Origin of the sequence: Streptomyces sp. NRRL WC-3618 (assembly GCF_001280005.1) — a bacterium.
GTDB lineage: Bacteria > Actinomycetota > Actinomycetes > Streptomycetales > Streptomycetaceae > Streptomyces.
Window position 1 is genome coordinate 1 of sequence record NZ_LGDW01000464.1, and the last position, 23,885, is coordinate 23,885.

Genomic DNA, 23,885 nt, shown 5'->3' on the forward strand with positions numbered 1-23,885 from the left:
CGCTCAGCCCCACCACCGGCTTACGCGATCCGCTCCAGCACCACCGGCGCCGCCGCGAAGTCCGTGCCCGCCGCGCCGATGTCGTACGAACCCCCGACCGCCTGGAGCGCGTACTCGAAACGCTCCGGCGTGTCCGTGTGGAGGGTCAGCAGGGGCTGGCCCGCCGTGACCGTGTCGCCCGGCTTGGCGTGGAGTTCGATGCCCGCGCCCGCCTGCACCGGGTCCTCTTTGCGTGCACGCCCCGCGCCGAGCCGCCAGGCGGCCACGCCGATGTCGTACGCGTCCAGGCGGGTCAGGACGCCCGAGGACGGCGCCTTGATGACGTGCTGTTCCCTCGACGTGGGCAGCGGGGCGTCCGGGTCGCCGCCCTGGGCCGCGATCATCCGGCGCCACACGTCCATCGCGGAGCCGTCCGCCAGCGCCTTCGCCGGGTCGGCGTCGCGCACGCCGGCCGCGTCGAGCATCTCGCGGGCCAGGGCGAGCGTCAGTTCGACCACATCGGCGGGGCCGCCGCCCGCGAGGACCTCGACCGACTCCCGCACCTCCAGCGCGTTGCCCGCCGTCAGGCCGAGCGGAGTCGACATGTCGGTCAGCAGCGCGACCGTCTTCACTCCGTGATCCGTGCCCAGGCCCACCATCGTGGACGCCAACTCGCGCGCGTCCTCGATCGTCTTCATGAAGGCGCCGGTGCCCACCTTCACGTCCAGGACCAGCGAGCCCGTGCCCTCCGCGATCTTCTTCGACATGATCGACGAGGCGATCAGCGGGATCGCCTCGACCGTGCCGGTGACGTCGCGCAGCGCGTACAGCTTCTTGTCCGCCGGGGCCAGGCCGTCGCCCGCCGCGCAGATCACCGCGCCCGTGCCGTCCAGGACGCTCAGCATCTCCTCGTTGGAGAGCAGCGCCCGCCAGCCCGGGATCGACTCCAGCTTGTCCAGGGTGCCGCCCGTGTGGCCTAGGCCGCGGCCCGAGAGCTGCGGTACGGCGGCGCCGCAGGCCGCCACCAGGGGGGCCAGCGGGAGGGTGATCTTGTCGCCGACGCCGCCCGTGGAGTGCTTGTCGGCAGTCGGGCGGGACAGGGAGGCGAAGTTCATACGCTCGCCGGACGCGATCATCGCCGCCGTCCAGCGGGCGATCTCGCGGCGGTTCATGCCGTTGAGCAGGATCGCCATGGCGAGCGCGGACATCTGCTCGTCGGCGACCTCGCCGCGCGTGTACGCGTCGATGACCCAGTCGATCTGCTCGTCACTGAGTTCACCGCGGTCCCGCTTGGTGCGGATGACGGAGATGACATCCATGGACAGGAGCGTCATGACTTTTGGCTTCCTTCCGGTGGTTCTGAGAAGCCGTGCGGCCCCCCGGAGTTGGTCGAGCACCTACTCCGGGGGGCCGTACGGGAATTACTTGGTGAGATGGTCCGGGCCGAAGGCCTGGGGAAGCATCTCGGAGAGGGGCAGGATGCCCGCCGGGGTCTCCAGGAGCAGGGTCGCGCCCCCGAACTCGTACAGCAGCTGCCGGCAGCGGCCGCACGGGACGAGGACGTCGCCCTTGCCGTCCACGCACGTGAAGTGCGTCAGCCGCCCGCCGCCCGTGCGCTGCAGCTCGGAGACCAGGCCGCACTCGGCGCACAGGCCGAGGCCGTACGACGCGTTCTCGACGTTGCAGCCCGAGACCGTGCGGCCGTCGTCGACCAGGGCGGCGGCGCCTACCGGGTAGTCGGAGTAGGGGGCGTACGCCCGGGACATCGCGTCCCGGGCCACCTCCCGCAGCGCGCCCCAGTCGACGTCCGTCACTTGCCCTGGCCCTTCCGGTAGCGCATGCCGTCCGCCTTGGGCATCCGCAGGCGCTGCGCGGACAGCGACAGCACCAGCAGCGTGACGACGTACGGGGTGGCGCCCACGAAGTCGCTCGGGACCTCGTCGGTGACCAGGTACCAGACCAGGACGCCGGCGGCCACCATGAGGCTGATGCCGCCCTGCCAGTGCGCCTTCTTGTACAGCTTCCAGCCGGCCATCGCCAGGAGCAGCACGAACAGCAGGAGCAGCAGCGCGTGGACGGTCTCGCCGCCGTTGCGCAGCTGGAGTGCGTCGGAGTAGCCGAACAGGCCCGCGCCCATGGCGAGTCCGCCGGGCCGCCAGTTGCCGAAGATCATCGCGGCGAGACCGATGTAACCGCGTCCGCCGGTCTGACCCTCCAGGTAGGTGTGCGAGGTGACCAGCGCCAGGAAGGCGCCGCCGAGGCCGGCGAGGCCGCCGGAGACGGCCACGGCGATGTACTTGTACTTGTAGACGTTGACGCCGAGCGACTCGGCGGCGATCGGGTTCTCGCCGCAGGAGCGCAGCCGCAGGCCGAACGGGGTGCGCCACAGCAGCCACCAGCTGGCGACGAACAGCAGGGCCGCCAGGACCGTCACCACGGACAGGTCGGTGACCAGACCGCCGAGGATGCCGGCGATGTCGGAGATCAGGAACCAGTGGTGATTCTCGATGGAGTGCAGACCGCTGGACAGACCCGGGACGTCGAAGCTGGGCAGCGAGTCCACCGGCGGGGACTGCTTGGGGTTGCCGCCCGCGTCCGCCGCCTTGCCGTCCACGAAGAAGAGCTTGGCGAGGTACTGGGTGGTGCCGAGCGCGAGCAGGTTGATCGCGACACCGGAGACGATGTGGTCGACGCCGAAGGTGACGGTCGCGACCGCGTGCAGCAGGCCGCCGAGGACGCCGAAGCCGACGCCGCACAGCAGGCCGATCCAGGGGCTGGACTGCCAGCCGATCCAGCCGGCGCCGAAGGTGCCGAGGATCATCATGCCTTCGAGGCCGATGTTGACCACACCGGAGCGCTCGGACCACAGACCGGCGAGACCGGCGAGGCCGATCGGCACGGCGAGGCTGAGCGCGGCGGAGACCTGGCCCTCGGAGGTGAGCTGGTCCGAGCCGGAGATGACCCGGACCGCGGCGACGAGCAGCAGCGCACCGGCGACGATCATGAGGATCTGGCCGAGCGAGCGGCCCGACCGGGTGGGGGTGTCCGCCTTGGGTGCCGCGGGGGGCGGCGTGTCGGTCATCGTGGCAGTCATCACGCCACCTCCTGCTTCTGGGTCGGGGCTGCGGCCTGGGCGGCGAGCTCGGCGCCGACCCGCTGCTGCTGGCGCTTGAGTCCGTAACGGCGTACGACCTCGTAGGCGATGACGACGCACAGGACGATGACGCCCTGGATCACGCCGAGGATCTCCTTGTCGTAGCCCTCGAACTCCAGGTGGTTGGTGGTGCGCTCCAGGAAGCCCCACAGCAGGGCGCCCAGCGCGATACCGACCGGGTTGTTGCGGCCGAGCAGGGCGATGGCGATACCGGTGAAGCCGATGCCGACCGGGAAGTCGTTGCTGAACTGGTGGCTGTCGTTGAGCAGGGTCGGCATGCCGATCAGACCGGCCACCGCGCCCGAGATGAGCATGCTGGTGGCGATCATCTTCTTCACCGAGACACCGCTCGCGGAGGCGGCGGACTCGGACTGGCCGACGGTGCGCAGGTCGAAGCCGAACCGGGTGCGGCCGAGGACGAACCAGTACGCGACGCCGACGAGTACGGCGATGACGATGAAGCCCCACAGCTCGCCCGCGGCGCCGGTGTCGATCTGGAAGAAGTACGACGACTCCGGCAGCGGCTTGGTGGAGACGACCGTGCCGCCGGCCTGGAGCTCGGCGAGCTTTCCGGGCTGGAGCAGGTAGGCGATGATCGCGGTGGCGATCGAGTTCAGCATGATCGTCGAGATGACCTCGCTGACACCGCGGGTCACCTTCAGGATGCCCGCGATGCCCGCCCACACGGCGCCCGTGCCCATCGCGCACAGGATGATCAGCGGGATGGAGATCCAGGCCGGTGTGGTCAGCGCGCCACCGAGGACCGCGGCGAAGAACGCGGCGATGCGGTACTGGCCGTCGACGCCGATGTTGAACAGGTTCATCCGGAAGCCGATGGCCACCGAGACACCCGCCAGGTAGTACGTCGTCGCCTTGTTCAGGATGTAGACCTGGCTGTCGCTGGCGGAGCCGTAGGTCACCATGTCGCCGAAGGCGGCGCCCGGGTTCTTGCCGGTGGCCAGGATCACCAGGGTGGTGACGACGAGCGCGGCGACGACCGCCAGCAGCGGCGCCGCGATGCCGAGGAGCAGCCGCTCCTTGTCGATGCGTTGGGTCAGCTTGTTCATCGGGCGTCGTCCTCGTGGTCCGCTGCGGAGTCCGCTGCGTGCTCCAGGTGGCCGGTGGCCGCACCGGTCATGGCGGAGCCCAGCTCCTCGGGAGTGATGGTGGCGGGGTCGGCGTCGGCGACCAGTCGGCCGCGGTACATCACCCGCAGGGTGTCGGACAGGCCGATGAGCTCGTCCAGGTCGGCGGAGATCAGCAGCACGGCCAGGCCCTCGCGGCGGGCCTCGCGGATGTGGTCCCAGATCGCTGCCTGCGCACCGACGTCCACACCGCGGGTGGGGTGGGCGGCGATCAGCAGCTTGGGCGCGTGGCTCATCTCGCGGCCGACGATCAGCTTCTGCTGGTTGCCGCCGGACAGGGAGGCGGCGGTGACGTCGATACCGGGGGTGCGGACGTCGTACGCCTGGATGATGCGCTCGGTGTCGGTGCGGGCCGCCTTGATGTCGAGCAGCTGGCCGCGGGAGTTGGGCCTCTCGGTGACATGGCCGAGGATGCGGTTCTCCCACAGCGGGGCCTCGAGGAGCAGGCCGTGGCGGTGCCGGTCCTCGGGGATGTAGCCGACGCCGGCCTCGCGGCGGCGGCGGGTGGGGGTGTGGGAGATGTCGGTGTCGTCGAGGGTGATCGTGCCCGAGTCGGGGGTGCGGATGCCCATGATGGCCTCGACCAGTTCGGACTGGCCGTTGCCCTCCACTCCGGCGATGCCGAGGACTTCTCCCTTGTGGATGGTGAAGGAGATGTCGTCGAGGATGATCCGCTCGACGCCGTCGAGGTCGGTCTGGGCCAGGCGCAGGCCGTCCAGCTTCAGCAGCGGGACGTCGGTGACCGTGGACTCCTCGGTCTCCGGGGTGGGCAGTTCGCTGCCGACCATCAGCTCGGCGAGCTGCTTGGGAGTCGTACCGGCGGGCTCGACCGTGCCGACGGTGGTGCCGCGTCGGATGACGGTGATCTCGTCGGCGACGGAGAGGACTTCGCCGAGCTTGTGCGAGATGAAGATGACGGTGAGGCCCTCGGCCTTGAGCTCGCGCAGGTTGTCGAAGAGGGCGTCGACCTCCTGGGGCACGAGGACGGCGGTGGGCTCGTCGAGGATCAGGGTCTTGGCGCCGCGGTAGAGGACCTTGAGGATCTCCACGCGCTGGCGGTCGGCGACGCCGAGCTCCTCCAGCAGGACGTCGGTACGGACGTTCAGGCTGTACGCGTCGGAGATCTCCCTGATCTTCGCGCGGGCCTTGCCGCCGATGCCGTACAGCTTCTCCGCGCCCAGGACGACGTTCTCCAGGACGGTGAGGTTGTCGGCGAGCATGAAGTGCTGGTGCACCATGCCGATGCCGCGGGCGATGGCGTCGGCGGGGGTGTGGAAGGTGACCGTCTCGCCGTTCACGGTGACGGTGCCCTCGTCCGGCTGCTGCATGCCGTAGAGGATCTTCATCAGGGTGGACTTGCCGGCACCGTTCTCACCGCACAGGGCGTGCACGGTGCCCGTGCGGACGGTGATGTCGATGTCCTTGTTGGCGACGACGCCGGGGAATCGCTTGGTGATGCCGCGCAGTTCGACGGCAGCGGGAGGGCTGGACGCGTTGATGGCGCACTCTCCTCGGGGAAAGGGGCTGCGTAGGGGAGGGCAAGGCGTCGGCGACGCTAGCGCGGCAACTCCGTGCTACACGCGTAGAGTTGACACATTGTTATGGCCCGACGAGGGGGTTGTCGAGGCCCCCTCGTCGAGCCGGGTTCCGGCGGGAACCGTCAGGTCAGCTGGTCTTGACCTTGACGGTGCCGTCGACGATCTTCTTCTTCGCGGCGTCCAGCTGCGGCTGGATGTCGTCGATGAAGCCACCGCTGGTGGCCAGGCCCACGCCGCCCTTGGCGAGCGAGTAGATCTGGTTGCCGTTCAGCGGCGTGCCGTCGTTGACGGACTTGACGAAGTCGTAGACGCCGACGTCGACGTTCTTGACCATCGAGGTCAGGATGGAGTTCTTGTACTTGGCCAGACCCGGGATGTTGTACTGGTCCGAGTCCACGCCGATGCCCCAGGCGCCCTTGACGCCGGAAACGGCCTCGATGGAGCCGTTGCCGGAGGAGCCGGCCGCCGCGTAGATCACGTCGGCGCCGTTGTCGAGCTGGCCGGACGCGGCCTCCTTGCCCTTGTCGGGGCTGGCGAAGCCGGAGGTGTCGGAGCCGTGGGTCAGGTACTGGACGTCGACCTTGACCTTGGGGTTGGTGTCGTGCACGCCCTGGACGTAGCCCGCCGCGAACTTCTTGATCAGCGGGTTGTCCACGCCGCCGATGAAGCCGACGTGGTCCTTCTTGGTCTTCAGTGCGGCGGCGACACCGGCGAGGTAGGAGCCCTGCTCCTCCGTGAAGGTGATGCTGTCGACGTTCTTGGCGTCCACGACCGAGTCAATGAGGCCGAAGTTGATCTTCGGGTACTTCGCGGCGACCTTGCCCACGGAGGTGGCGTACGTGTAGCCGATGGCGACGATCGGGTTGTAGCCGGCGTCCGCCAGGTCGGTCAGGCGCTGCTCGCGGTCGGCCTCGGTGTCGGAGGACTTGGCGGTCAGCTCCTTGATGGAACCGCCGAACTCCTTCTCCGCCTTGTCGGCGCCGCGGGCGGCGGAGTCGTTGAAGGAGCGGTCACCACGGCCGCCGACGTCGTAGGCGAGGCCGATCTTGATGCCGCCCTTGCCGCCTTCCGACGACGAGGGAGAGGACGAGCTGCCCTTCTCGGAGGAGGTGCTGCCACACGCAGTGGCAGTCAGTGCGAGAGCTGCGGTGGCGATACACGCAGCGGAAAGCTTGGCTACCCGGCGCACGGGGGGCTCCTTCACCTGACCTGAGCGCCTTGTCGGCGCTTCATGTGAGCACCATGCCAGTGCTCGGGCCTGGACGCCCCTGCGGCGTCGGCTTCGCGGCATCGTAACGCGCGTAGATGTCGGAAAGAGACCTACACCGAAGCTGTTATCGATTCGAGGCAAACGCCGTCTGAACTCGGGGTCTGAAGGCCTCACACACCCCTGTTCCAAAGTGTGCACAATTGGCTTACAACCATGTTGCGCCAGGCGGCGAACCGTCCTTGAGGGTGCTCCCGTCATGCGCCCACCACTCCACGACATCCGGTGACACCGCTCCACGCCGGCCCTGATCGCCGCCCCACTGATGCCCCCTCACACATCACGGGCTCACTGGAGGCGCAGCAGCGAGGCGGACACGACTCGGGGACACGCTCTCCAGGTGCTCCGAGATCGCATTGGTCAGCTCTCCCCGGACGCGGTGACACCAAAACCAGGACATCCATCCCGCAATCAGGGCATCACCGCCCCGGCAGGGCCTCCATCGAGGGCGATTCCGGCTGCGGCCTACGGATTTCTCCAGCTTGATCGACTGCACCACCTGGCCGAACGCCATATCACAAACTCTGCGATTGAAGACTTGAATTGAATTTGAAAGCCGTTCGGCAGATCGAACGGCCCCATGGACCCTCAAGAATCACTCAAATCTCTGTCATTGCCATGTCACCCCGTGGTGTGATCAATCCGTAACGGCGACCCCGACCGGGTTGCCGAAAAATCAGGGGGTAAGCGTGAAGATGCATGCTGCAGCAGTCATGACCGGTCTGCTGCTCATGGCCGGTGCGACACCGGCACTCGCCGATGACCTCGAGGCGCAGCCGCCGACCGTCGACTCCGCGACAGCCGTGACCGGAGTGGAAAGCGACGAGCCGCTGCAGGAGGATCTCGCGATCCAAGGCGAGGTCGACGGCCCGAAGTTGAGCGAGCCCAACTCCTCACCGGGCAGCCACTGCAGCGAGGGAGGACCTTTTGTTCACATCACGCAAAACGTGAAGAACACGATGTCCGTGAAGTACTCGACATACGTCACGAACAACAAGTCCTACGCGATCGATTACACCTTTACTTCACAGAGGTCGGGAACTACGACCATAGGCGCCTCCCTCACCCTCAGTGGGGAATTCAAGGTGATGTGGCTCGGGAAGATCAAAGCCGAAGTGAACGCCAACGCCTCGAAGAGCTGGACGTCGTCGCTGAACGTCGGAACCAGCGGAAAGGTGCAGGCGCACTCGACCGTCACCGGCGACTACGGAATCATGAAGGAAAACATCAAGGGCTACACGGCCACGCTCAACGGTGACTGCTCGGTGACCAACAAGAAGAACATGACGGTGTGGGCGCCCTACCGAGAAGGCTGGGAGATCAACTGACCTCGGCTGACCATCGGAGCGGCCCCGGCTCCGCCGCCGGGGCCGCGGCATCACACCAAGGAGAATCCATGGGCCGCTGGGCCATCGCCGTCCCTACACTGGTCGTCCTGTTGCTCACGGCCGCCTGCGCGGCAACCGACGGCACGGCAACCCACGACACCAAGAGCTCCCATGCCGCACAGCCCAGTCAGTCCAGGCAGTCCGGCCACTCCGGCCAGTTCGTCAAAGGATCAGAACTCGACCTTCCGGCCAGGGCACAGCTCCTCGTCCCCGTGGCCAAGGGAACCGCGGATACCGACCTTCCCACGTTCAAACCGTTGACGGACGCCTACACCGTCCACGCCAGTTGCTCAGGGGCGGGCATCGTGACCATCGTCGACCGGAAGCACCCGGACCAGGCCCCCAACCGCGTCAAATGCGACGGGCCCATCACCATCGGGCAGGTCTACACGGACCTGGTCAACCAGGCCCTGTCCGTACACGTCAGCGGTGGTGCGGCGACATGGAGGATAGCCGTCGTGTCGGGCACGCACTCCATGTGATCAAGCAGGCCAGTCCTCAAACGGTGGCGCTGACCGAAGGTTGACCGAAGCCGGGGAAAAATTGACCGAGTACAGGCAAAGGCAAAACTGGGTCCGCCCTACGTTCTGACCCATGCCCCCACAGCCATCGCCTCTCCCCAGGGCCGCCGGTGCCCGCCCCGCCCTCCCGGTGTTGCCGTACCGCAAGCCCACCAAGGGCCGCGACTACTGGGTCCTCGACGACGTCCTGCCCGGCGTGGACGCCGTACGCGAGCGGTGTCTCGCCAAGGACGACTGGATCAAGGGCCACCCCTACACCTCGGAGAGCTGGCCGGGGCTACGGGCGATGCCGGGTCTCGAACCCGCCGAGCTGGGGCGGATCGAGCGGCTGGTGAAGCAGGCGACCGGCGCGAAGGAACTCTGGGTGCAGCAGGCCCCCGGCGGCGGCACCCTCAACCACAACTGCGTCCAGGTGGTCGGCGAGGGCGAGAGCACGCCCCGCCCGCACACGGACTCCCGGGCGCTGTGCCGGTACGCGGCCGTGCTCTACCTCAACCCCGGTGTCCCCAAGGACTGCGGCACCAGCTTCTTCCGGCAGTCCCTGCCCGGCGGGCGCCTCGGCGGCAACACGGTCCAGGCCCCGCACAACAACCTGGTCGACGCGCTGGGCACCCGGTTCGTGACACCGGACGCCTTCGAGGAGGACGTACGCGTCCCGCACAAGTACAACCGCCTGCTGCTCTACAACGCCAACCTCGTGCACAGCGCGACCGGCTACTGCGGGACGGCACTGGAGGAGAAGCGGATGACCGCAGTGTTCTTCTGGATGGCGTGAGCCTCTTCTGACTTCCGTGCCCTTCAGGCCTGGGGTGTCGTGCCGGGTGACCGGAACCGCACCCGGCATGGCACCCCTCCCCGGCCTCCCTACGCTTTCCGCTCCCGCGCGTCGATCAGCGCGGCGGCCGTGAACATCTCCACGCCGACCGTGATCGCGTACTCGTCGGCGTCGAAGTCGCCCTGGTGCAGATCGCGCACCACCCGCTCCCCCGGCGTGCGTACGCCGAGCCGGGCCATCGCGCCGGGCACGTGCTCCAGGTACCAGGAGAAGTCCTCGCCGCCGAGGCTCTGCGTGGTGTCCTCGACGGAGTGGAGGCCGCGTCGGGCCGTCATGGCGTCGCGCAGCAGCTCGGTGACCTCCGCGTCGTTGACGACGGGCGGCACCCCGCGCACGTAGGTGATCTCGGACTTGGCCCGGTACAGGCCGGCGATCTCGTCGACGGCCGCGTGGACGAGGTCGGGGGCCTGGTGCCAGGTCTCGAGGTCGAGGCAGCGTACGGTCCCGGAGAGCTCGGCGTGCTGCGGGATCACGTTGCAGGCGTGACCGGACTCGATGCGGCCCCAGACCACGGAGAGCCCGCTGCGCGCGTCGACGCGCCGGGCGACGAGCGCGGGCACCTCGGTGGCGACCCGGGCGGCGGCGGTGACGAGGTCGGTCGTGAGGTGGGGACGCGCGGTGTGACCGCCGGCGCCGTCGAGCGAGATCTCCAGCCGGTCGCAGGCGGAGGTGATGGGCCCGTGGCGCAGTCCGATCCGTCCGGCGTCGACCTTCGGGTCGCAGTGCACGGCGATGATCCGGCCCACCCCGTCGAGCGCGCCGCACTCGATCGCGTCGGCGGCGCCGCCGGGCAGCACCTCTTCGGCGGGCTGGAACAGCAGGCGCACCGGTCGCGGCAGCAGGCCCTGCTGGTGCAGGTCGGCGAGGACGAGTCCGGCGCCGAGGACGACGGCCGTGTGCACGTCGTGGCCGCAGGCGTGGGCGCGGCCGGGCACGGTGGAGCGGTACGCGCACTCACTCTTCGTGTCCGGGATGGGGAGGGCGTCGATATCGGCGCGCAGGGCGAGCATCGGCACGGCGGTGCCGTTGTCGTGGCCCTCAGGGTCGGCGTCGATGTCGCCGATGTCACAGATGAGCCCAGTTCCGGTGGTGAGTACGCGCGGCTTGAGGCCGGCCTTCTCGAGCCGTTCCTTGATCGCGGCGGTGGTGCGGAACTCCTGGTTGCCGAGCTCCGGGTGCATGTGCATGTCGCGTCGGAACGCGACGAGCTCGGCGTGCAGCGCCTCCGGCAGCGTGCCGGGAAGCACGGCTTCGCCGGGGAGGTCGACCTCGGACTCTCGGGACGTCAATTGGTTCACCCTCTGAAGGGTAGGACGCCCAGGCGGTCAGCTGACCAGGATCAACAAAATTTCAACCTATTAGAGGAAGAAAACCTGATCGCCAAGGCATACTCACGATCGTGGATGGGTAAACTCGGGCCCTTTCCCGGCAGCCACTTCCGTCTACCTGCGTCCACGATGCCACGGCGTCCCCCGCTTCGACCGAACTGTCCACCCACCGAAACGTCCACGGTCAGGGCGGTGAACACTCGCTGTCGCCCTGGAGAACGCCCCCCTCGGCCGGGCGCCCCGGGTAACGTGCACCCCTGTGACCGCCCCCAACGTGACGTCCATAACAGACTCCATCAAGTCCTTACTCCCCGACGTACCGGACTTCCTCGACGCCACCCGCGCGTCCTACGACGCGATGGCCGCCGACTACACAGAGCGATACGCGGACCACTTGGCGGACCTGCCGGTGGACCGCGCCCTCGTCGCCGCCTTCGCCGAGCTGGTGCGGGCCCGGGGCTCCGAGCCCGTCGCGGACATCGGTTCCGGCCCCGGCCATGTGACCGCGAGACTGCACGACCTCGGCGTACCGGTGTTCGGCGTCGACCTGTCCCCGCGCATGGTGGCGCTGGCCCGCCGGGCCCACCCAGAACTCCGGTTCCACGTGGGCTCGATGACGTCGCTGGACCTCCCGGACGAAACCCTGGGCGGGATCCTGGCCCTCTACTCGATCATCCACGTCCCGGACAGCGGCCTGTCCACGGTGTTCGAGGAGTTCCACCGCGTACTGGCCCCCGGCGGCCACGTCCTGCTCGGCTTCCAGACGGGCCCCGAGGACGAACACCTGCGCCTCACGGAACGCTTCGGCCACGAGATGTCGCTGGACTACTGGTTCCGCACCCCGGACCGGGTCACCGAACTCCTGACCAAGGCAGGCCTGACGTCACACGCGCAAACGATCCGCGAGCCGTACGAGGAGGAGACGCGCCCACGCGCGTACCTGCTGGCACGCAAGCCGCAGTAGCCGGGCGCGGGGGCCGCGGGCCTCAGCCCGTCGCCTTCGCTTCCTTCGTCGGGCGGGACGGCTCCGTCGACACCCGTTGCACGTCGCGGGCCGAGCCCGTGACGCCCGACAGGAAGCCCTGGGCCCGTGGTGAGGCGCTCGCGGTCAGCCAGGCCGGGTCGATGTCGCAGACGGCGACCTTGACGTCCGTGCCCGCCAGGGCCAGGGGGAGGGTGTGGACGACCGTCGACGGGAAGCTGAGGATCGTACGGCCGATGGGGCCGCGGCGGGCGATCAGTTCCAGGGGGAGGTCCGGGCGGACCACCTCCAGGCCGGTGCAGGCCGCCAGGTCGTGGAGTTTCTCGGCGCTCTCGCGGCGGTGCGCGAAGTAGCGCTTCACTCCGTGGGCCGTGGCCAGGGTACGGACCGCGTCGCGGTAGCGGTCGGCGTCGACCACGCCCGTCTCGACCAGGGACGTACCGACCATGTCGGCACCGTCGGAGATGTGCGGGGGCCCGAAGCGGGACCGGGTCCAGGCGAAGTCGTTGTACGTGACCTCGACGCCCTGGGGGGTGTCCTCGATCGGCATCGAGGAGAAGATCTCGACCCGGCGCCGGCCGCCCGGGGTCAGCCGTCGGCGTGCCTTCGACGACACCGGGATGAACAGCAGGTCCCGCGCTCCGGGGCGCTGTGACTTGCGGTGCCAGCGCACCAGGCGTTCACCGCGCGCCAGTTGGGAGACGAACTCCATGGTCGCCGTGCCGTCGTCGACCACGACGAGGTCACGGGCCTTGGTGATGTTGAGAAGTACCTGTACGTAACGGGAGAACGGGTCGCCCATCACGATCCGCCGCGTCCTGCGCAACAGGGGGGCGAGGCCGCCGATCGTGCGGAAGGGCGCCGACGTACCGTCGCGCGCGTCCTCCCAGCGGACCTCATGGCCTTCCTCGCGGGCGAGTTCGGCCATGCGGCGCAGCTGGCCCCGGGTCATCGGGTCGACCGGGGAGAGAACCACCAGGGTCAGTCCGCCCGCGGCGGGTTCCCGGTGGATCTCCGGCCGGCTCTGGCCTCTGCGCCAGCGGCGCGACGCCTGTCCGGGGACTCTGGCTTTGCCTTTTTTGCTGGTGGAAACAGCCGGCGCCGGACCGCCGGCCCCCTCCGGGCTGGGCGCATGCGTGTGCGCATGCGCCCATTCCAGCACGTTCAGAAGCTGGACCGGGCTCTCGACGAAGGCGAGAGTCTGGGGGCCGGTGGTACCGGCGCGTGGGCTCATCGACGTACGACCGTCGCTTCCGTGAGTACGGATTGGGGGATCCGCGTGGACGGAGTGGTCACCGGCTGGCGCCGGTGAAGCCGCTGAGTGGGGTGGATCAGGCGGTGACGGGCTCGCCCGCCGCAGCCGCGATCTCCGCGTCGGCGATGACGCCGGAGACACGACGGAGCTTCTTCATGGGGCCGATCTCGGACTCGTAGACCTTCTTGACGCCGTCGCCGAGGGACTCGGAGATGGTGCGGATGTCACGGACGAGGCGGGTCAGGCCCTGCGGCTCGACGGAGGCGGCCTGGTCGGAGCCCCACATCGCGCGGTCGAGGGTGATGTGACGCTCGACGAAGGTGGCACCGAGGGCGACCGCGGCCAGCGTGGTCTGCAGGCCCGTCTCGTGGCCGGAGTAGCCGATCGGAACGTTCGGGTACTCCTTCTCCAGCGTGTTGATCACGCGGAGGTTGAGCTCCTCGGCCTTCGCCGGGTAGGTCGACGTCGCGTGGCACAGCAGGATGTTGTCCGAGCCGAGGACCTCGACCGCGTGACGGATCTGCTTCGGGGTGGACATACCCGTCGACAGGATGACCGTACGGCCGGTCTTGCGCAGGGCGACGAGCAGCTCGTCGTCCGTCAGGGACGCGGAGGCGACCTTGTGGGCCGGGACGTCGAACTTCTCGAGGAACGCGACGGCCTCGGTGTCCCACGGGGAAGCGAACCAGTCGATGCCGCGCTTCTTGCAGTGCTCGTCGATCTGGCGGTAGTCGTCCTCGCCGAACTCCACACGGTGGCGGTAGTCGATGTAGGTCATGCGGCCCCAGGGGGTGTCGCGCTCGATGTCCCACTGGTCGCGCGGGGTGCAGATCTCCGGGGTGCGCTTCTGGAACTTGACGGCGTCGCAGCCGGCCTCGGCGGCCACGTCGATCAGCTTGAAGGCGTTCTCGAGGTCACCGTTGTGGTTGATGCCGATCTCGCCGCAGATGTACACGGGCTGGCCGGGACCGGCCGTCTTCGAGCCGAACGAGCGCAGGCGGGTGGAGGTCATGACTTTGGTTCCTTACTTCTTGTTGAGGGGGTCGAGAGAGGGGCCGAGGATCCAGCTGGCGATCTCTCGGATCGCGCCGTCGCCGCCGGGAACGGTGGTGACCGCGCGTGCGGCGCCGCGCACAACGTCGTGGGCGCTTGCGACCGCCACGGGCCAGCCCACCAGGGCGAAGCACGGGAGGTCGTTGACGTCGTTGCCGACGTAGAGCACGCGCTCCGGCGCGATGCCCTGCTCCTCGCACCACTGCTTCAGCGCGAGGTCTTTCCGGTCGATGCCGTGCAACACGGGCAGCTGTAGCTTCCGTGCGCGGGCGGCGACGACCGGGTTCTGTTCCGAGGACAGGATCAGCAACTTGAGGCTGCTCTTGCGCAACGCTGCGATTCCGAGGCCGTCACCGCGATGCACGGAGACGAACTCCCGTCCTTCGGAGTCGATCAGCACCCTGTCATCTGTCTGGGTGCCGTCGAAGTCGAGTACGACCGCGTCGATGTCATCGGCGGTCGGAAGGGCGCCGGGGCGGTTCGCGTCGAAGAGCGTCGCGAGGGCCCGGGCGCGGGCGAGGTCGTGCGGGTCGTCGATCTCCAGCACGCGGGCCGGGTCGGTGCGCACGGGTTCGGTGTGACCGAAGAAACGGTGCTTCGACTGGCGGAAGCCCGTCGCGTCCATGGCGTAGACGGCGCCGGTCTCCAGGAGGTCCTGGGGGCGGTCCTGGCGGCGGGGCCGGAAGGACTTGTCGTGATTCACGCCATAGCCGCCGCCGACGGTGACCGTCTCGGTGGCCACGGAGCCGGTGCCGGCCTCGACCGCCGTGCGCTCGCCGGGCGCAGCCTGCGGGTCGTCGGCGGCGTCGCGCCAGATGAAGCCGTGGAAGGGGGCGACGGTCAGCGCGCTGTCCGCACCGTTGTGCACAACCGCGTTGACGACGCCGTCGACATCCTCGCGGATGATGAACGGGCTGGTGCACTGCACGAGCAGGACCACGTCGACCTTGGTGCCGTGCAGCGTCTCGTGGGCGTCCATGGCGTGCAGGACGGCGGCCTCGGAGGTCGCGGTGTCACCGGCGATGGCGGCGGGACGCAGCACGACCTCGGCGCCGGCCTGGCGGGCGGCGGCGGCGATCGCCTGGTCGTCGGTGGAGACGACGACGTCCGTGACCAGCTTGGCCGCGAGGCACTCGCGCACCGCGCGGGCGACCAGCGGGACCCCGCCGACGGGCAGCAGGTTCTTCGCGGGGACGCCCTTGGAGCCGCCTCGCGCGGGAATGACCGCGAGCACGCGGGGCCGCGCTGTCGCTCGGCCCGCTTCCGGGTTGGACTCCGGGTTGGACATTGCCTGTACTCCTTGACGCTCTTCGCGTTCGTGACGGGGAATCCGGTCGCTCACAGCTCCCCCATACGCCGGATCACGGGCGCGACGCGCTGCACGCCGTGCCGGTAGGCGCCGCGGGCCGCGCGACGCACGATCTGCCGCACCGCTCCCGGCTCCTTGTCGGCGGCCGGCGCCCCGGGCAGCGGAACGCCGTCGGGGCCGAGGTGGTGCCGAGCGAGAATACCCGGCAAATATCCGGGAGCCGTCATCGGTGTGTAATACGGGGCCAGCGGCGGAAGCTTCGAGGATCCCAGAAGACGGTCGATCCTGTCGCGTGCCGTATCAAAGGCGGACTCGTACGAGCCTCCCCCAGAGGGGGTGCCCCCAGCCGCGACCCCCTGCCTGGCCACCCATGAGGCGTCAGGAACGGGCTGGTGACCGGCGTCGAGCTGCTCCCAGGAGGCGAGGCAGCCGGATCCCACGAAGTGGTGGTTGCCGAGCGACTCACGCACCCCGAGGTCGCTCAGCACGACGGTCGGGATGCTGCGGTGCAGGGACTCCAGGGCGGCCGTGGAGCTGATCGTGACCAGCAGGTCCGTACGGTCCAGGACCTCGCCCATGTGCCCGTAGACGAGCTTGAAGTTGGGCGGAAGGTCGGCGCGCTGGGCAAGTTTCTGGTACGGCAGTTCCTCGATGTGCGTGGTGTGCTCGCCGGGCTTGGAGCGCAGCTTGAGGAGCACCTCGCGCTCGGGGTGCAGCTTGGCGTGCTGCACGAGGCGGTCCAGCAGATACGTACGGTCCTTGCGGCTCTCCGGGACGGAGGGCTGGGCGGCGAACACCACGGTGTAGGGGTGACCATGGTCACCTGTGTAAGAAGCGCCACCCAGGAAGGGGAGTGCGACTTCGGTCACAGAGGAGGAGTCGGCGCCGACACCGTCGTATACGGCCTTGAACCGGTCGGCGTCCTGACGGGAGTTGGCGAGGACCAGGTCGGCGCCGTGGCGCAGCAGGAGGCCGTCGGTCAGCTTCTCGTAGACGACGCCGACATAGCCGGTGACGACGACAGGGCGCAGGGCCTGGTCCTGCCACACGTGCGTCAGGCCGTGGAGCATCGCCTGGACGCCGCCCCCGACGAGGGCGAGGACAAGGATGTCGTACGGCTCCTCCTGGTCCATGGCCCGCAGGAACTCCAGGGCGGTCACCTCGCGCAGCGAGTCGGCCGTGACGCCGACCTCCTGGAGCTGGCGGGCCGTGGGCGTGGCTCTGCCTCTGAGGAGGTAGCCGTCGAGGTGAATGTCTGAATTATCAGGAGAAATACGACTGGCGGTGAGTGCACCCCATTTCCACCGAGTGTCTGAATCGGCGAGAACGGCGACCCTCATGGGGCTCGAGGTACTGGCTGGCACGCCCAAGACCTTAAGCCGACATGGGGTGCTTCCGCCCAATCGCGAGGCAACAAAGGGTTAACAAAAGATCTACGCGGCCTGATACGGGGCGCCATACACACAGAAACCCCCTTGATTCACCGGGCCGACACATGCCGTTCGTCCGTGATCAAACCCCGGGTAAAGTAGGAGCTCCGGAGAGGCTCTAACCTGGACGCGTGGTCAAGCTCTCCGTCATCGTGCCGTTCTACAACGTGCAGCAATATGCGCCCGACACTCTGAAGAGCCTCCGCGCCAACGCGCGTGAGGACTTCGAGTTCATTCTCGTCGACGACTGCTCGCGCGACGAGACTCCGGACATCCTCGCGCGCGCAGAGCGCGAGCTGCCGGGCGCCGTGCTGGTCAGCCACGAGAAGAACGGAGGACTGGCCACCGCCCGCAACACCGGGATCGACAAAGCGCGTGGCGAATACCTCACGTTCCTCGATGGCGACGACTGGCTCGCCCCCGGCTATTTCTCCCAACTCCTCGCTTCTATTGAGGACTTGGGCTGCGATTTCGTCCGTACGGATCATGTGCAGTGCACGGGCAAGGCGCGCGCGATCCACCGGGTTCCGCACGGCCGGCGCGGGGTGGTGATGTCTCCGCGGGACGCGATTCTGCCGACCGACCGCACCACGTCCGTCGACTACGCCTACGCCTGGGCGGGCATCTACCACCGCCGGCTCGTCGACCGCGGCGTCCTGCACTTCAGGGACGGACTGCGCACGGCGGAGGACCGGCCGTGGATCTGGAAGCTGCACCGGGAGGCGGAGTCGTTCGCCGTGGTGGGGCTGCTCGGCGTCTTCTACCGGCGCGGGGTCACCTCGTCCCTCACCCAGATCGGTGACACCCGGCAACTGGACTTCATCCGGGCCTTCGACCAGGTGATCGAGGAGACGGCACGGGATGCCGAGGCCGATAGGCTGCTGCCCAAGGCAGTGCGCACGTACTGCGCGATCATGGCCCATCATCTCGGATCGATCGAGAGGTTCGAACCCGCCGTGGCTCGAGAATTGCGCTCACTGAGCTCAGCCGCCCTGAAGCGGATGCCGCAGGACGTCCTCACGGAGGCGATCAACTCCATGGACGCCACGCGCGCCGCCCGGCTGCGCCGAGTGCGGCGCAGGCCCGTCGCGGCGGAGAAGGTGGCCGGCTGATGGCTCGCACCACTCAGATCTTCGTCGCGTCCACGCTGTACGGCGCCGCCACGGTGGCCGCCGCGCTGGACGCGGGGCTCTTCGAACCGGCCGACCGGCGGCTGCTGTTGGTGACCAACAACACCGCCGCCCCCGAGATCAGCCCCGGCCTCGACGAGATGTCCGGATTCGACCGCGTCCGGGAGCGTTTCGACGGGGTGCTCTCGTGGAACGAGGCCATCTCCCCGTTCCACCCCAGCGGCTGGAGCCCGCGCACCGACGACATCCCCATATGGGAGCGTCATCTGCGGCTGCTGTGGAACCTCGGTGACGACAACATCCAGCTGGCCGTCGAGTCCGTCCAGGTCAATCCCGCGCTCGCGCTGTGCCGCCTGTTCACCGGCTCGCCCGTCGACGTCTACGCGGACGGCCTGATGAGCTACGGCCCCACGCGCGACAAGATCGACCCGCTGGTCGGCACCAGCATCAGACGGCTGCTGCACCTCGACCTCGTACCGGGGCTCAAGCCGCTGCTGCTCACCGAGTTCGGGGTGGAGCCCGAACTGGTGCCGTCGGAGGCGTTCCTCAAGGTCCTCGGCGAGCTCGCGGAGTCCGCGGCCGCCGAGGCGGAGGCAGCGGGCGAAACGGTCCCCGCGGCCGGCTCCGGCGACGGACCCGCCCTGCTGCTGGGCCAGTACCTCTCCGCGCTCAGCATCCTCACTCCCGAGGAGGAGGAGGAGCTGCACCTGCGCATGATGCGCGGCGCCGTGGCGCGAGGACACCGCGCGATCATCTTCAAGCCGCACCCCGTCGCACCCGCGCACTGGTCGCAGACCCTGGAGAACGAGGCGAAGAAGCTCGGCGCCGAGCTCACCGTCCTGGACCGGCCCGTGCTCGCCGAGGTGCTCTTCCAGCAGACCCGGCCCTCGCTCGTCGTCGGCTGCTTCTCCACCGGGCTGCTCACCGCGGCCGGTCTGTACGGCATCCCGGTCGCCCGGGTCGGCACGGACACCCTGCTGGACCGGCTCGCGCCGTACCAGAACAGCAACCGGGTGCCCCTGACCATCGTCGACGCGCTGCTGCCCGACCTGGAGGACGCCGCCGCGGTCGCCAAGTGGGCGATGCCGTCGCGCAAGCAGGTGGACGACGACCTGGCCGGACTGGTCAAGGCCGTCGGGTTCGCCATGCAGCCGAAGATCTACCCGCTGCTGCGGCCGGAGGCGGAGAAGTACCTCTCCACCCGGCTCAACTCGCATACCTGGCGCTACTTCAAGCGCCGCCGGCTGACCGCGCTGGCCCTGCCGGGCTCCGTGCCCGTGCAGTTGGCGTTCATCCCGCGCAACGCGACCGTGCGGCGCATCGCCCGCCGGGCGCGTGCGCTGGGCAAGACCGTGAAGAAGTAGAAGCGGGCAGTACCGTACGGCAGTTGCCCCCCGTTCCGTTGCGGAACGGGGGGCAACCCATGTGCGCCCTCGGGGGTCAATACACTGTCCTATCCTTCACCCGTACAACTTCTTCGCGGGTGCCGTGCGCTGCCCCTGACCCCTTCGGTCCCTGCTGCCCACAGTCCTTGTCCCGAAAGGCTTCTCGATGACCGCGGCCGACCAGACCATGGCACCCCCGCAGCCGGCACCGCCCCCGGTCGCGCGCGAGGGTGCCGAACCGGCCGGCCCCGCCGCGCCCGCCACGCCCACCCCCGCGCGGGCCGGCAGCCGACTGCGCGCGCTGGACGGGCTGCGGATTCTCGCCGCGCTGATGGTCTGCTTCTACCACTACGCGGGCCGCGGCGGCACGATCTCCGAGTCCTGGAACCAGTCGCCCAGCCTGACGTTCCCGACCCTGTCCCAGGCCGCGGCCTACGGCTGCCTCGGGGTGCAGTTCTTCTTCGTCATCAGCGGCTTCGTGATCTGCATGAGCAGCTGGGGACGGACGATAGGCGACTTCTTCCGCTCACGTATCGCCCGCCTCTACCCGGCGTACTGGGCCGCGATCGTCATCATCACCGTCGCCGCGTTCATGCTGCCCGTGGTCGTCCACCCGCTGCGGGCCGACGAGATCATGGTCAACCTGACGATGCTGCAGATGCCCATGGGTGTGCACCGGGTGCTCGGCGTGTGCTGGACGCTCTGGGCCGAGGTGCGCTTCTACGCGCTGTTCGCGCTGCTCGTGGTCTGGAAGGGTGCCAACTACCGGAGCGTGGTGATCTTCTGCCTTCTGTGGACGCTCGCCACGGCGTTGGCCGGGGTCACCCAGGACCCGCTGGTGAACGCGGTAGTGATGCCCGAGTACGCGCCCTTCTTCATCGGCGGCCTCGCGCTCTTCCTGATCCACAAGTTCGGCAGCGACCTGCTGACCTGGGGCATCGTCGCCGTCTCGTTCCTGCTCGGGCAGCGCTACGCGACGACGGCCCTGTGGCACCCCGGTGCGAACGGCGACTTCCACCGCAACCCGTATGTCATCCAGTTCATCGTGCTGCTCGCCTTCGTGGCCGTCGCGGTGGTCGCGCTGGGCTGGCTGAGCTGGATGAACTGGCGCTGGCTGACGGTCGCGGGCGCGCTGACGTACCCCTTCTATCTGATCCACGAGCACCTGGGCTGGTTCTTCATCCGGGTGCTGCACCGCGGCCTCGGCCTGGACCCGTATCTGACGCTGGCCGCCACCATCACGAGCATGCTGGTCCTGGCCTATGTGATTCACCGCACGGTCGAGAAGCCGTTCGGGCCCCGGCTCAAGCGCGCGATGACGGTGCAGGCGGCCCGGTTCACGAAGGCCTGACCCGGCCGGCCCTCCCCGGTCAGCGCTGCGCCTGTACCGCGCGGATTCGCCGTACGACCGCGCGGACCGTCGGATGGCGGCGCAGCGTCCGGGCGCGGACGGTGGTGCCGCCGGGGAGGCGGAGGCTGGTCAGGCGGCGGCGGTTGAAGTAGTGGGCGTTCGCCGCCGGCCGGGTGGTCAGCCAGTCGGCGACCTCGTCGCGCAGGCCGGCGTGCTTGCGGGACTGCATGCAGTACCCCACGGCGCGCACCAGCGGCGTCAGCCGCTCGGCCACCCCGGCGCCGGTCGGCGAGCCCGCGAAGTCCGACGGCCCCTGCTCGGCGTCGGGGAGCGCCGCGTCGATGATGGTGAGCGGAATCCGGTTGCTGTTCTCGTACGGGGTGATCCGGCCGAGCAGCGTCCGCGTGCCGACGCGGGCGACGGGGATGCCGTAGAAGGTCGCGGCGGTCATCAGGGCGGTGGAGAAGCAGCCGATGACGAGCGTCGGCTTCAGACAGGCGAAGACCGTCTCGGCGAGCACCGGCTCACGCAGCACGGTCAGCTCCACGGCCAGCTCTCGCGCGGCGGTCTCCAGGGTGCCGTCGTAGGCGGCGGGGGCGCTGGGGTGGGGCTTGAACAGGATCCCGGTGTGGCCGGCCTTCGCCGCCGCGCGCAGCATCCGTACGTGCAGCTGCTCCTCTTCCTCCGGCGAGATGAGGTCGAGGGCGGCGAGGTACTGCCCCAGCAGCACGGCGGTGGGCCGGTTCGTGGCCGGGAGGCACGCGGCGAGGAGGTCCGCGCCCTGTTCGCCGATCTCGTTCAGTACGGCGACGATCGGCTCGTTCGGGATCGCCACCGGCGGCACACCGTACTCGGCGAGCAGCATGGGGCGCAGGCCCGGTATGAGGTCGAGGTGCAGGACGCGCGCGATGCGGGTGCTCATGCCGTGCGGGATGCGGTTGCGGGTGGGGCCGTAGCTCATCAGCCCGTCGGCGTACACGTGGACGGGGCTGTCCGCGAAGATGTCGGCGGCCGCTCGGGAGGGGTTGGCCTGGATGGACTCGCAGGTGATCTCGACGGGTTCGTCTCCGAGGTTCCAGGCGAGGCGTACGGCCTTCTCCCACATCGGGGCGTCCTGGGCGGTCGGGGACCAGGTGGTGGGGTGGTGCGGGTGGATGAACTCGTTCCAGGAGCGCACCTCGTCGAACTCGGGGCGCAGTTTCTCGAACCCGGCCATCCGGTCCAGCGGGGTGCTGACCTCGGGGACCGGGGCGGCGTTGCTGACGACGAGGATGCGCCGGTGGTCCTCACGCGGGCCGAAGAGTCCGGCGCGGATCGCGGCGGTGACGGTCGCGGCGGCGTACTGCGTCGCCGAGAAGAAGAGCTGGATCATGCCGTGATTCCCTCCGTCATTCCCTCCGTGATTCCGCCGGGTCACCGCAGGCCCTCGCGCCCCGCGCGCTTCGCCCCCGTGTACTTCGCCTCGATGCCCGCGAGCAGCAGGTCCAGGCCCTCCTCGAACTGCCGGTCGTACCCCTCGAAGATCTCGCCGCCCGTCGCGGCCGCCAGCGGGAAGCCGGCCATCCGCCGGGCCCGGTCCTCGACGTCGTACCCTTCGCGGCGCTCTCCGGGTACGGGACGCACGCCCTGTTCCTCCGTGACGAAGCCCACGGTGTACACGTACGCCGTCATGGTGGCGCGCACCGCCTGGCCGAGGGTGAAGCCGGCGTCGACGAAGCAGCGGAGGTTCGCCTCGATCTGGACGGCGTGTTCGGTGCCGGTGAAGCGTGAGCCGCTGAAGACCTTCGCGCCGTCGCGGTAGCCGAGGAGCGCGGCACGCAGCCCCCGGTTGGACGCCAGCGTGCGCTCGCGCCAGCCGAGGCCGGGGTCGAGAGGGGTGTCCCGGACCATCCGCCGGTACATCTCCGTGGCCATCTCGTCGAGCAGTGCCTGTTTGTCCTTGAAGTGCCAGTACAGGGCGGGTGCCTTGACGTCCAGTTCCTTGGCGATGGCCCGCAGGGTGAGCCCGTCGAGGCCGACCTCGTTGAGCAGTCTCAGGGCGGTGTCGGCGACGCGCGTGCGGTCGAGGGGGGCTCGGCGTGCGGGTGGTCGCGGTGATTCCGGCTGTTCCGGGGATTCCGTACTCACGCTGACAACTTAACACCGTTAAGTCCACGCTCGGAGGACAGGGTCACTGGGCGGGCGACACGGCGGAGGGGGTGGTGGAGTACGCGGCGGGGAGGGGTGCCCTGGGTCAGGACGCGTCAGCCGTCGAGGAGGGCATCCGCGGAGAGTTCGACACGCACGCCGACAGACTCCGGAACGGGCACACGCTGACCCCGCTCGAAGTGCTGGGGGTCGGGATACTTGCCGTCCGCCGGGTCGGTGTAGAGGAGCACCTCGTCATGCTTGCGGTCCGCGATGAGGTAGGCGGGGATGCCGGCCTGGGCGTAGCACTCGACCTTGGCATAGAGGTCGTCGGACCAGTTCGACGATGTCACTTCCACAACCATGCGGAAGACGTTCGGGGCGTAGTAGTTCTTCGTGACGTGGGCGTCGCGGAAGTCCGCGTCGACGATGGAGAAGTCAGGAATCGCGAAGTCTTCAGGCAAAGTAGGCAGCCAGAGGCCGACGCCCTGGACGTACTCGTGTCCTGCCTCGACGATCCCCGCACGGTCGAACGCCCTGCCCAGATTCGTCAATGACAGTGCGTGCGAGCCATCCGGCGGCGGTGTCACGGTAAGCCTCCCCTGGAGAATCTCCACGCGGTGGCCAGGCAGTGCACGGGCTAGCAGGTCCGCTGCTTCGCCCAGGGTCAGCTCCTGCCGCAGTACGGCCATGGCGTCCTCCTCTTCG

21 protein-coding genes are annotated in these 23,885 nt (G+C 68.9%); 7 read left to right on the forward strand and 14 right to left on the reverse strand.

Features of this window, described 5'->3' with window-relative positions:
* Positions 1–20: 20 nt before the first annotated feature.
* From ADL01_RS33645 to ADL01_RS33670, 6 genes are all read right to left on the reverse strand, one after another.
* The gene (locus ADL01_RS33645; RefSeq protein WP_053745867.1) at positions 21–1,304 is read right to left on the reverse strand and encodes a thymidine phosphorylase; all 1,284 of its coding nucleotides are present in this window, start codon (positions 1,302–1,304) and stop codon (positions 21–23) included.
* 96 nt (positions 1,305–1,400) lie between these two features.
* Positions 1,401–1,793 (reverse strand): cytidine deaminase, encoded by a 393-nt coding sequence (locus tag ADL01_RS33650; RefSeq protein WP_053745833.1) that lies wholly within the window; start codon positions 1,791–1,793, stop codon positions 1,401–1,403.
* A complete protein-coding gene (locus ADL01_RS33655; protein ID WP_053745834.1) occupies positions 1,790–3,073 on the reverse strand; it encodes an ABC transporter permease in 1,284 nt (427 codons plus the stop codon). Before ADL01_RS33655 ends, ADL01_RS33650 begins: the two co-directional genes overlap by 4 nt.
* Complete coding sequence (locus ADL01_RS33660; RefSeq protein WP_053745835.1) at positions 3,073–4,200, reverse strand: ABC transporter permease; 1,128 nt, start codon at positions 4,198–4,200, stop codon at positions 3,073–3,075. The genes ADL01_RS33655 and ADL01_RS33660 overlap by 1 nt, the downstream gene beginning before the upstream one ends.
* Complete coding sequence (locus ADL01_RS33665) at positions 4,197–5,669, reverse strand: ABC transporter ATP-binding protein (protein WP_234354883.1); 1,473 nt, start codon at positions 5,667–5,669, stop codon at positions 4,197–4,199. Before ADL01_RS33665 ends, ADL01_RS33660 begins: the two co-directional genes overlap by 4 nt.
* A 274-nt stretch (positions 5,670–5,943) precedes the next feature.
* Positions 5,944–7,005 carry a BMP family lipoprotein gene (locus ADL01_RS33670; protein ID WP_053745836.1) on the reverse strand — a complete coding sequence of 354 codons (1,062 nt, stop codon included), beginning with the start codon at positions 7,003–7,005 and terminating at the stop codon, positions 5,944–5,946.
* 791 nt (positions 7,006–7,796) lie between these two features.
* Here ADL01_RS33670 and ADL01_RS33675 point away from each other — a divergent pair.
* The 3 genes from ADL01_RS33675 to ADL01_RS33685 all read left to right on the forward strand — a co-directional run bounded on the left by ADL01_RS33675 (position 7,797) and on the right by ADL01_RS33685 (position 9,767).
* A complete protein-coding gene (locus tag ADL01_RS33675; RefSeq protein WP_053745837.1) occupies positions 7,797–8,411 on the forward strand; it encodes a hypothetical protein in 615 nt (204 codons plus the stop codon).
* Positions 8,412–8,479: 68 nt separating this feature from the next.
* On the forward strand, positions 8,480–8,953 hold the full coding sequence (locus ADL01_RS33680) for a hypothetical protein (RefSeq protein ID WP_053745838.1): 474 nt from the start codon (positions 8,480–8,482) through the stop codon (positions 8,951–8,953).
* A 112-nt stretch (positions 8,954–9,065) separates the two neighbouring features.
* Positions 9,066–9,767 (forward strand): DUF6445 family protein, encoded by a 702-nt coding sequence (locus ADL01_RS33685; protein ID WP_053745839.1) that lies wholly within the window; start codon positions 9,066–9,068, stop codon positions 9,765–9,767.
* An 89-nt stretch (positions 9,768–9,856) separates the two neighbouring features.
* Here ADL01_RS33685 and ADL01_RS33690 read toward each other — a convergent pair whose 3' ends face one another.
* Positions 9,857–11,125, reverse strand: a complete 1,269-nt coding sequence (locus ADL01_RS33690) for an amidohydrolase (RefSeq protein WP_053745840.1) — start codon at positions 11,123–11,125, stop codon at positions 9,857–9,859.
* Between the two features lie 388 nt (positions 11,126–11,513).
* On the opposite strand from ADL01_RS33690, the gene ADL01_RS33695 reads away from it, so the two are divergent.
* Positions 11,514–12,119 carry a class I SAM-dependent methyltransferase gene (locus ADL01_RS33695; RefSeq protein WP_053745869.1) on the forward strand — a complete coding sequence of 202 codons (606 nt, stop codon included), beginning with the start codon at positions 11,514–11,516 and terminating at the stop codon, positions 12,117–12,119.
* A gap of 22 nt (positions 12,120–12,141) precedes the next feature.
* Here ADL01_RS33695 and ADL01_RS33700 read toward each other — a convergent pair whose 3' ends face one another.
* The 4 genes from ADL01_RS33700 to ADL01_RS33715 all read right to left on the reverse strand — a co-directional run bounded on the left by ADL01_RS33700 (position 12,142) and on the right by ADL01_RS33715 (position 17,094).
* On the reverse strand, positions 12,142–13,371 hold the full coding sequence (locus ADL01_RS33700) for a hypothetical protein (protein ID WP_053745841.1): 1,230 nt from the start codon (positions 13,369–13,371) through the stop codon (positions 12,142–12,144).
* 97 nt (positions 13,372–13,468) lie between these two features.
* Complete coding sequence (locus tag ADL01_RS33705; RefSeq protein WP_053745842.1) at positions 13,469–14,404, reverse strand: N-acetylneuraminate synthase family protein; 936 nt, start codon at positions 14,402–14,404, stop codon at positions 13,469–13,471.
* A gap of 12 nt (positions 14,405–14,416) precedes the next feature.
* Complete coding sequence (locus tag ADL01_RS33710; protein WP_053745843.1) at positions 14,417–15,733, reverse strand: acylneuraminate cytidylyltransferase; 1,317 nt, start codon at positions 15,731–15,733, stop codon at positions 14,417–14,419.
* A 50-nt stretch (positions 15,734–15,783) separates the two neighbouring features.
* Positions 15,784–17,094: a DUF6716 putative glycosyltransferase gene (locus ADL01_RS33715; RefSeq protein ID WP_420719765.1), complete on the reverse strand. Its 1,311-nt coding sequence runs from the start codon at positions 17,092–17,094 to the stop codon at positions 15,784–15,786.
* A 221-nt stretch (positions 17,095–17,315) separates the two neighbouring features.
* Between ADL01_RS33715 and ADL01_RS33720 the strand changes: the two genes are divergently transcribed.
* The 3 genes from ADL01_RS33720 (at position 17,316) to ADL01_RS33730 (ending at position 21,050) form a co-directional block, all read left to right on the forward strand.
* Positions 17,316–18,296 carry a glycosyltransferase family 2 protein gene (locus ADL01_RS33720; protein ID WP_053745845.1) on the forward strand — a complete coding sequence of 327 codons (981 nt, stop codon included), beginning with the start codon at positions 17,316–17,318 and terminating at the stop codon, positions 18,294–18,296.
* Positions 18,296–19,678, forward strand: a complete 1,383-nt coding sequence (locus ADL01_RS33725; RefSeq protein WP_053745846.1) for a polysialyltransferase family glycosyltransferase — start codon at positions 18,296–18,298, stop codon at positions 19,676–19,678. The genes ADL01_RS33720 and ADL01_RS33725 overlap by 1 nt, the downstream gene beginning before the upstream one ends.
* Before the next feature lie 187 nt (positions 19,679–19,865).
* Positions 19,866–21,050, forward strand: a complete 1,185-nt coding sequence (locus ADL01_RS33730) for an acyltransferase family protein (protein ID WP_199834996.1) — start codon at positions 19,866–19,868, stop codon at positions 21,048–21,050.
* Between the two features lie 19 nt (positions 21,051–21,069).
* On the opposite strand, the gene ADL01_RS33735 is transcribed toward ADL01_RS33730, so the two are convergent.
* The 3 genes from ADL01_RS33735 to ADL01_RS33745 form a co-directional block, all read right to left on the reverse strand.
* Complete coding sequence (locus tag ADL01_RS33735; RefSeq protein WP_053745847.1) at positions 21,070–22,422, reverse strand: polysialyltransferase family glycosyltransferase; 1,353 nt, start codon at positions 22,420–22,422, stop codon at positions 21,070–21,072.
* A gap of 41 nt (positions 22,423–22,463) precedes the next feature.
* The gene (locus tag ADL01_RS33740) at positions 22,464–23,177 is read right to left on the reverse strand and encodes a TetR/AcrR family transcriptional regulator C-terminal domain-containing protein (RefSeq protein ID WP_053745848.1); all 714 of its coding nucleotides are present in this window, start codon (positions 23,175–23,177) and stop codon (positions 22,464–22,466) included.
* Positions 23,178–23,293: 116 nt separating this feature from the next.
* Positions 23,294–23,869, reverse strand: coding sequence for a Uma2 family endonuclease (locus tag ADL01_RS33745; protein WP_053745849.1), 576 nt, complete (start codon positions 23,867–23,869; stop codon positions 23,294–23,296).
* Positions 23,870–23,885 lie beyond the last annotated feature (16 nt).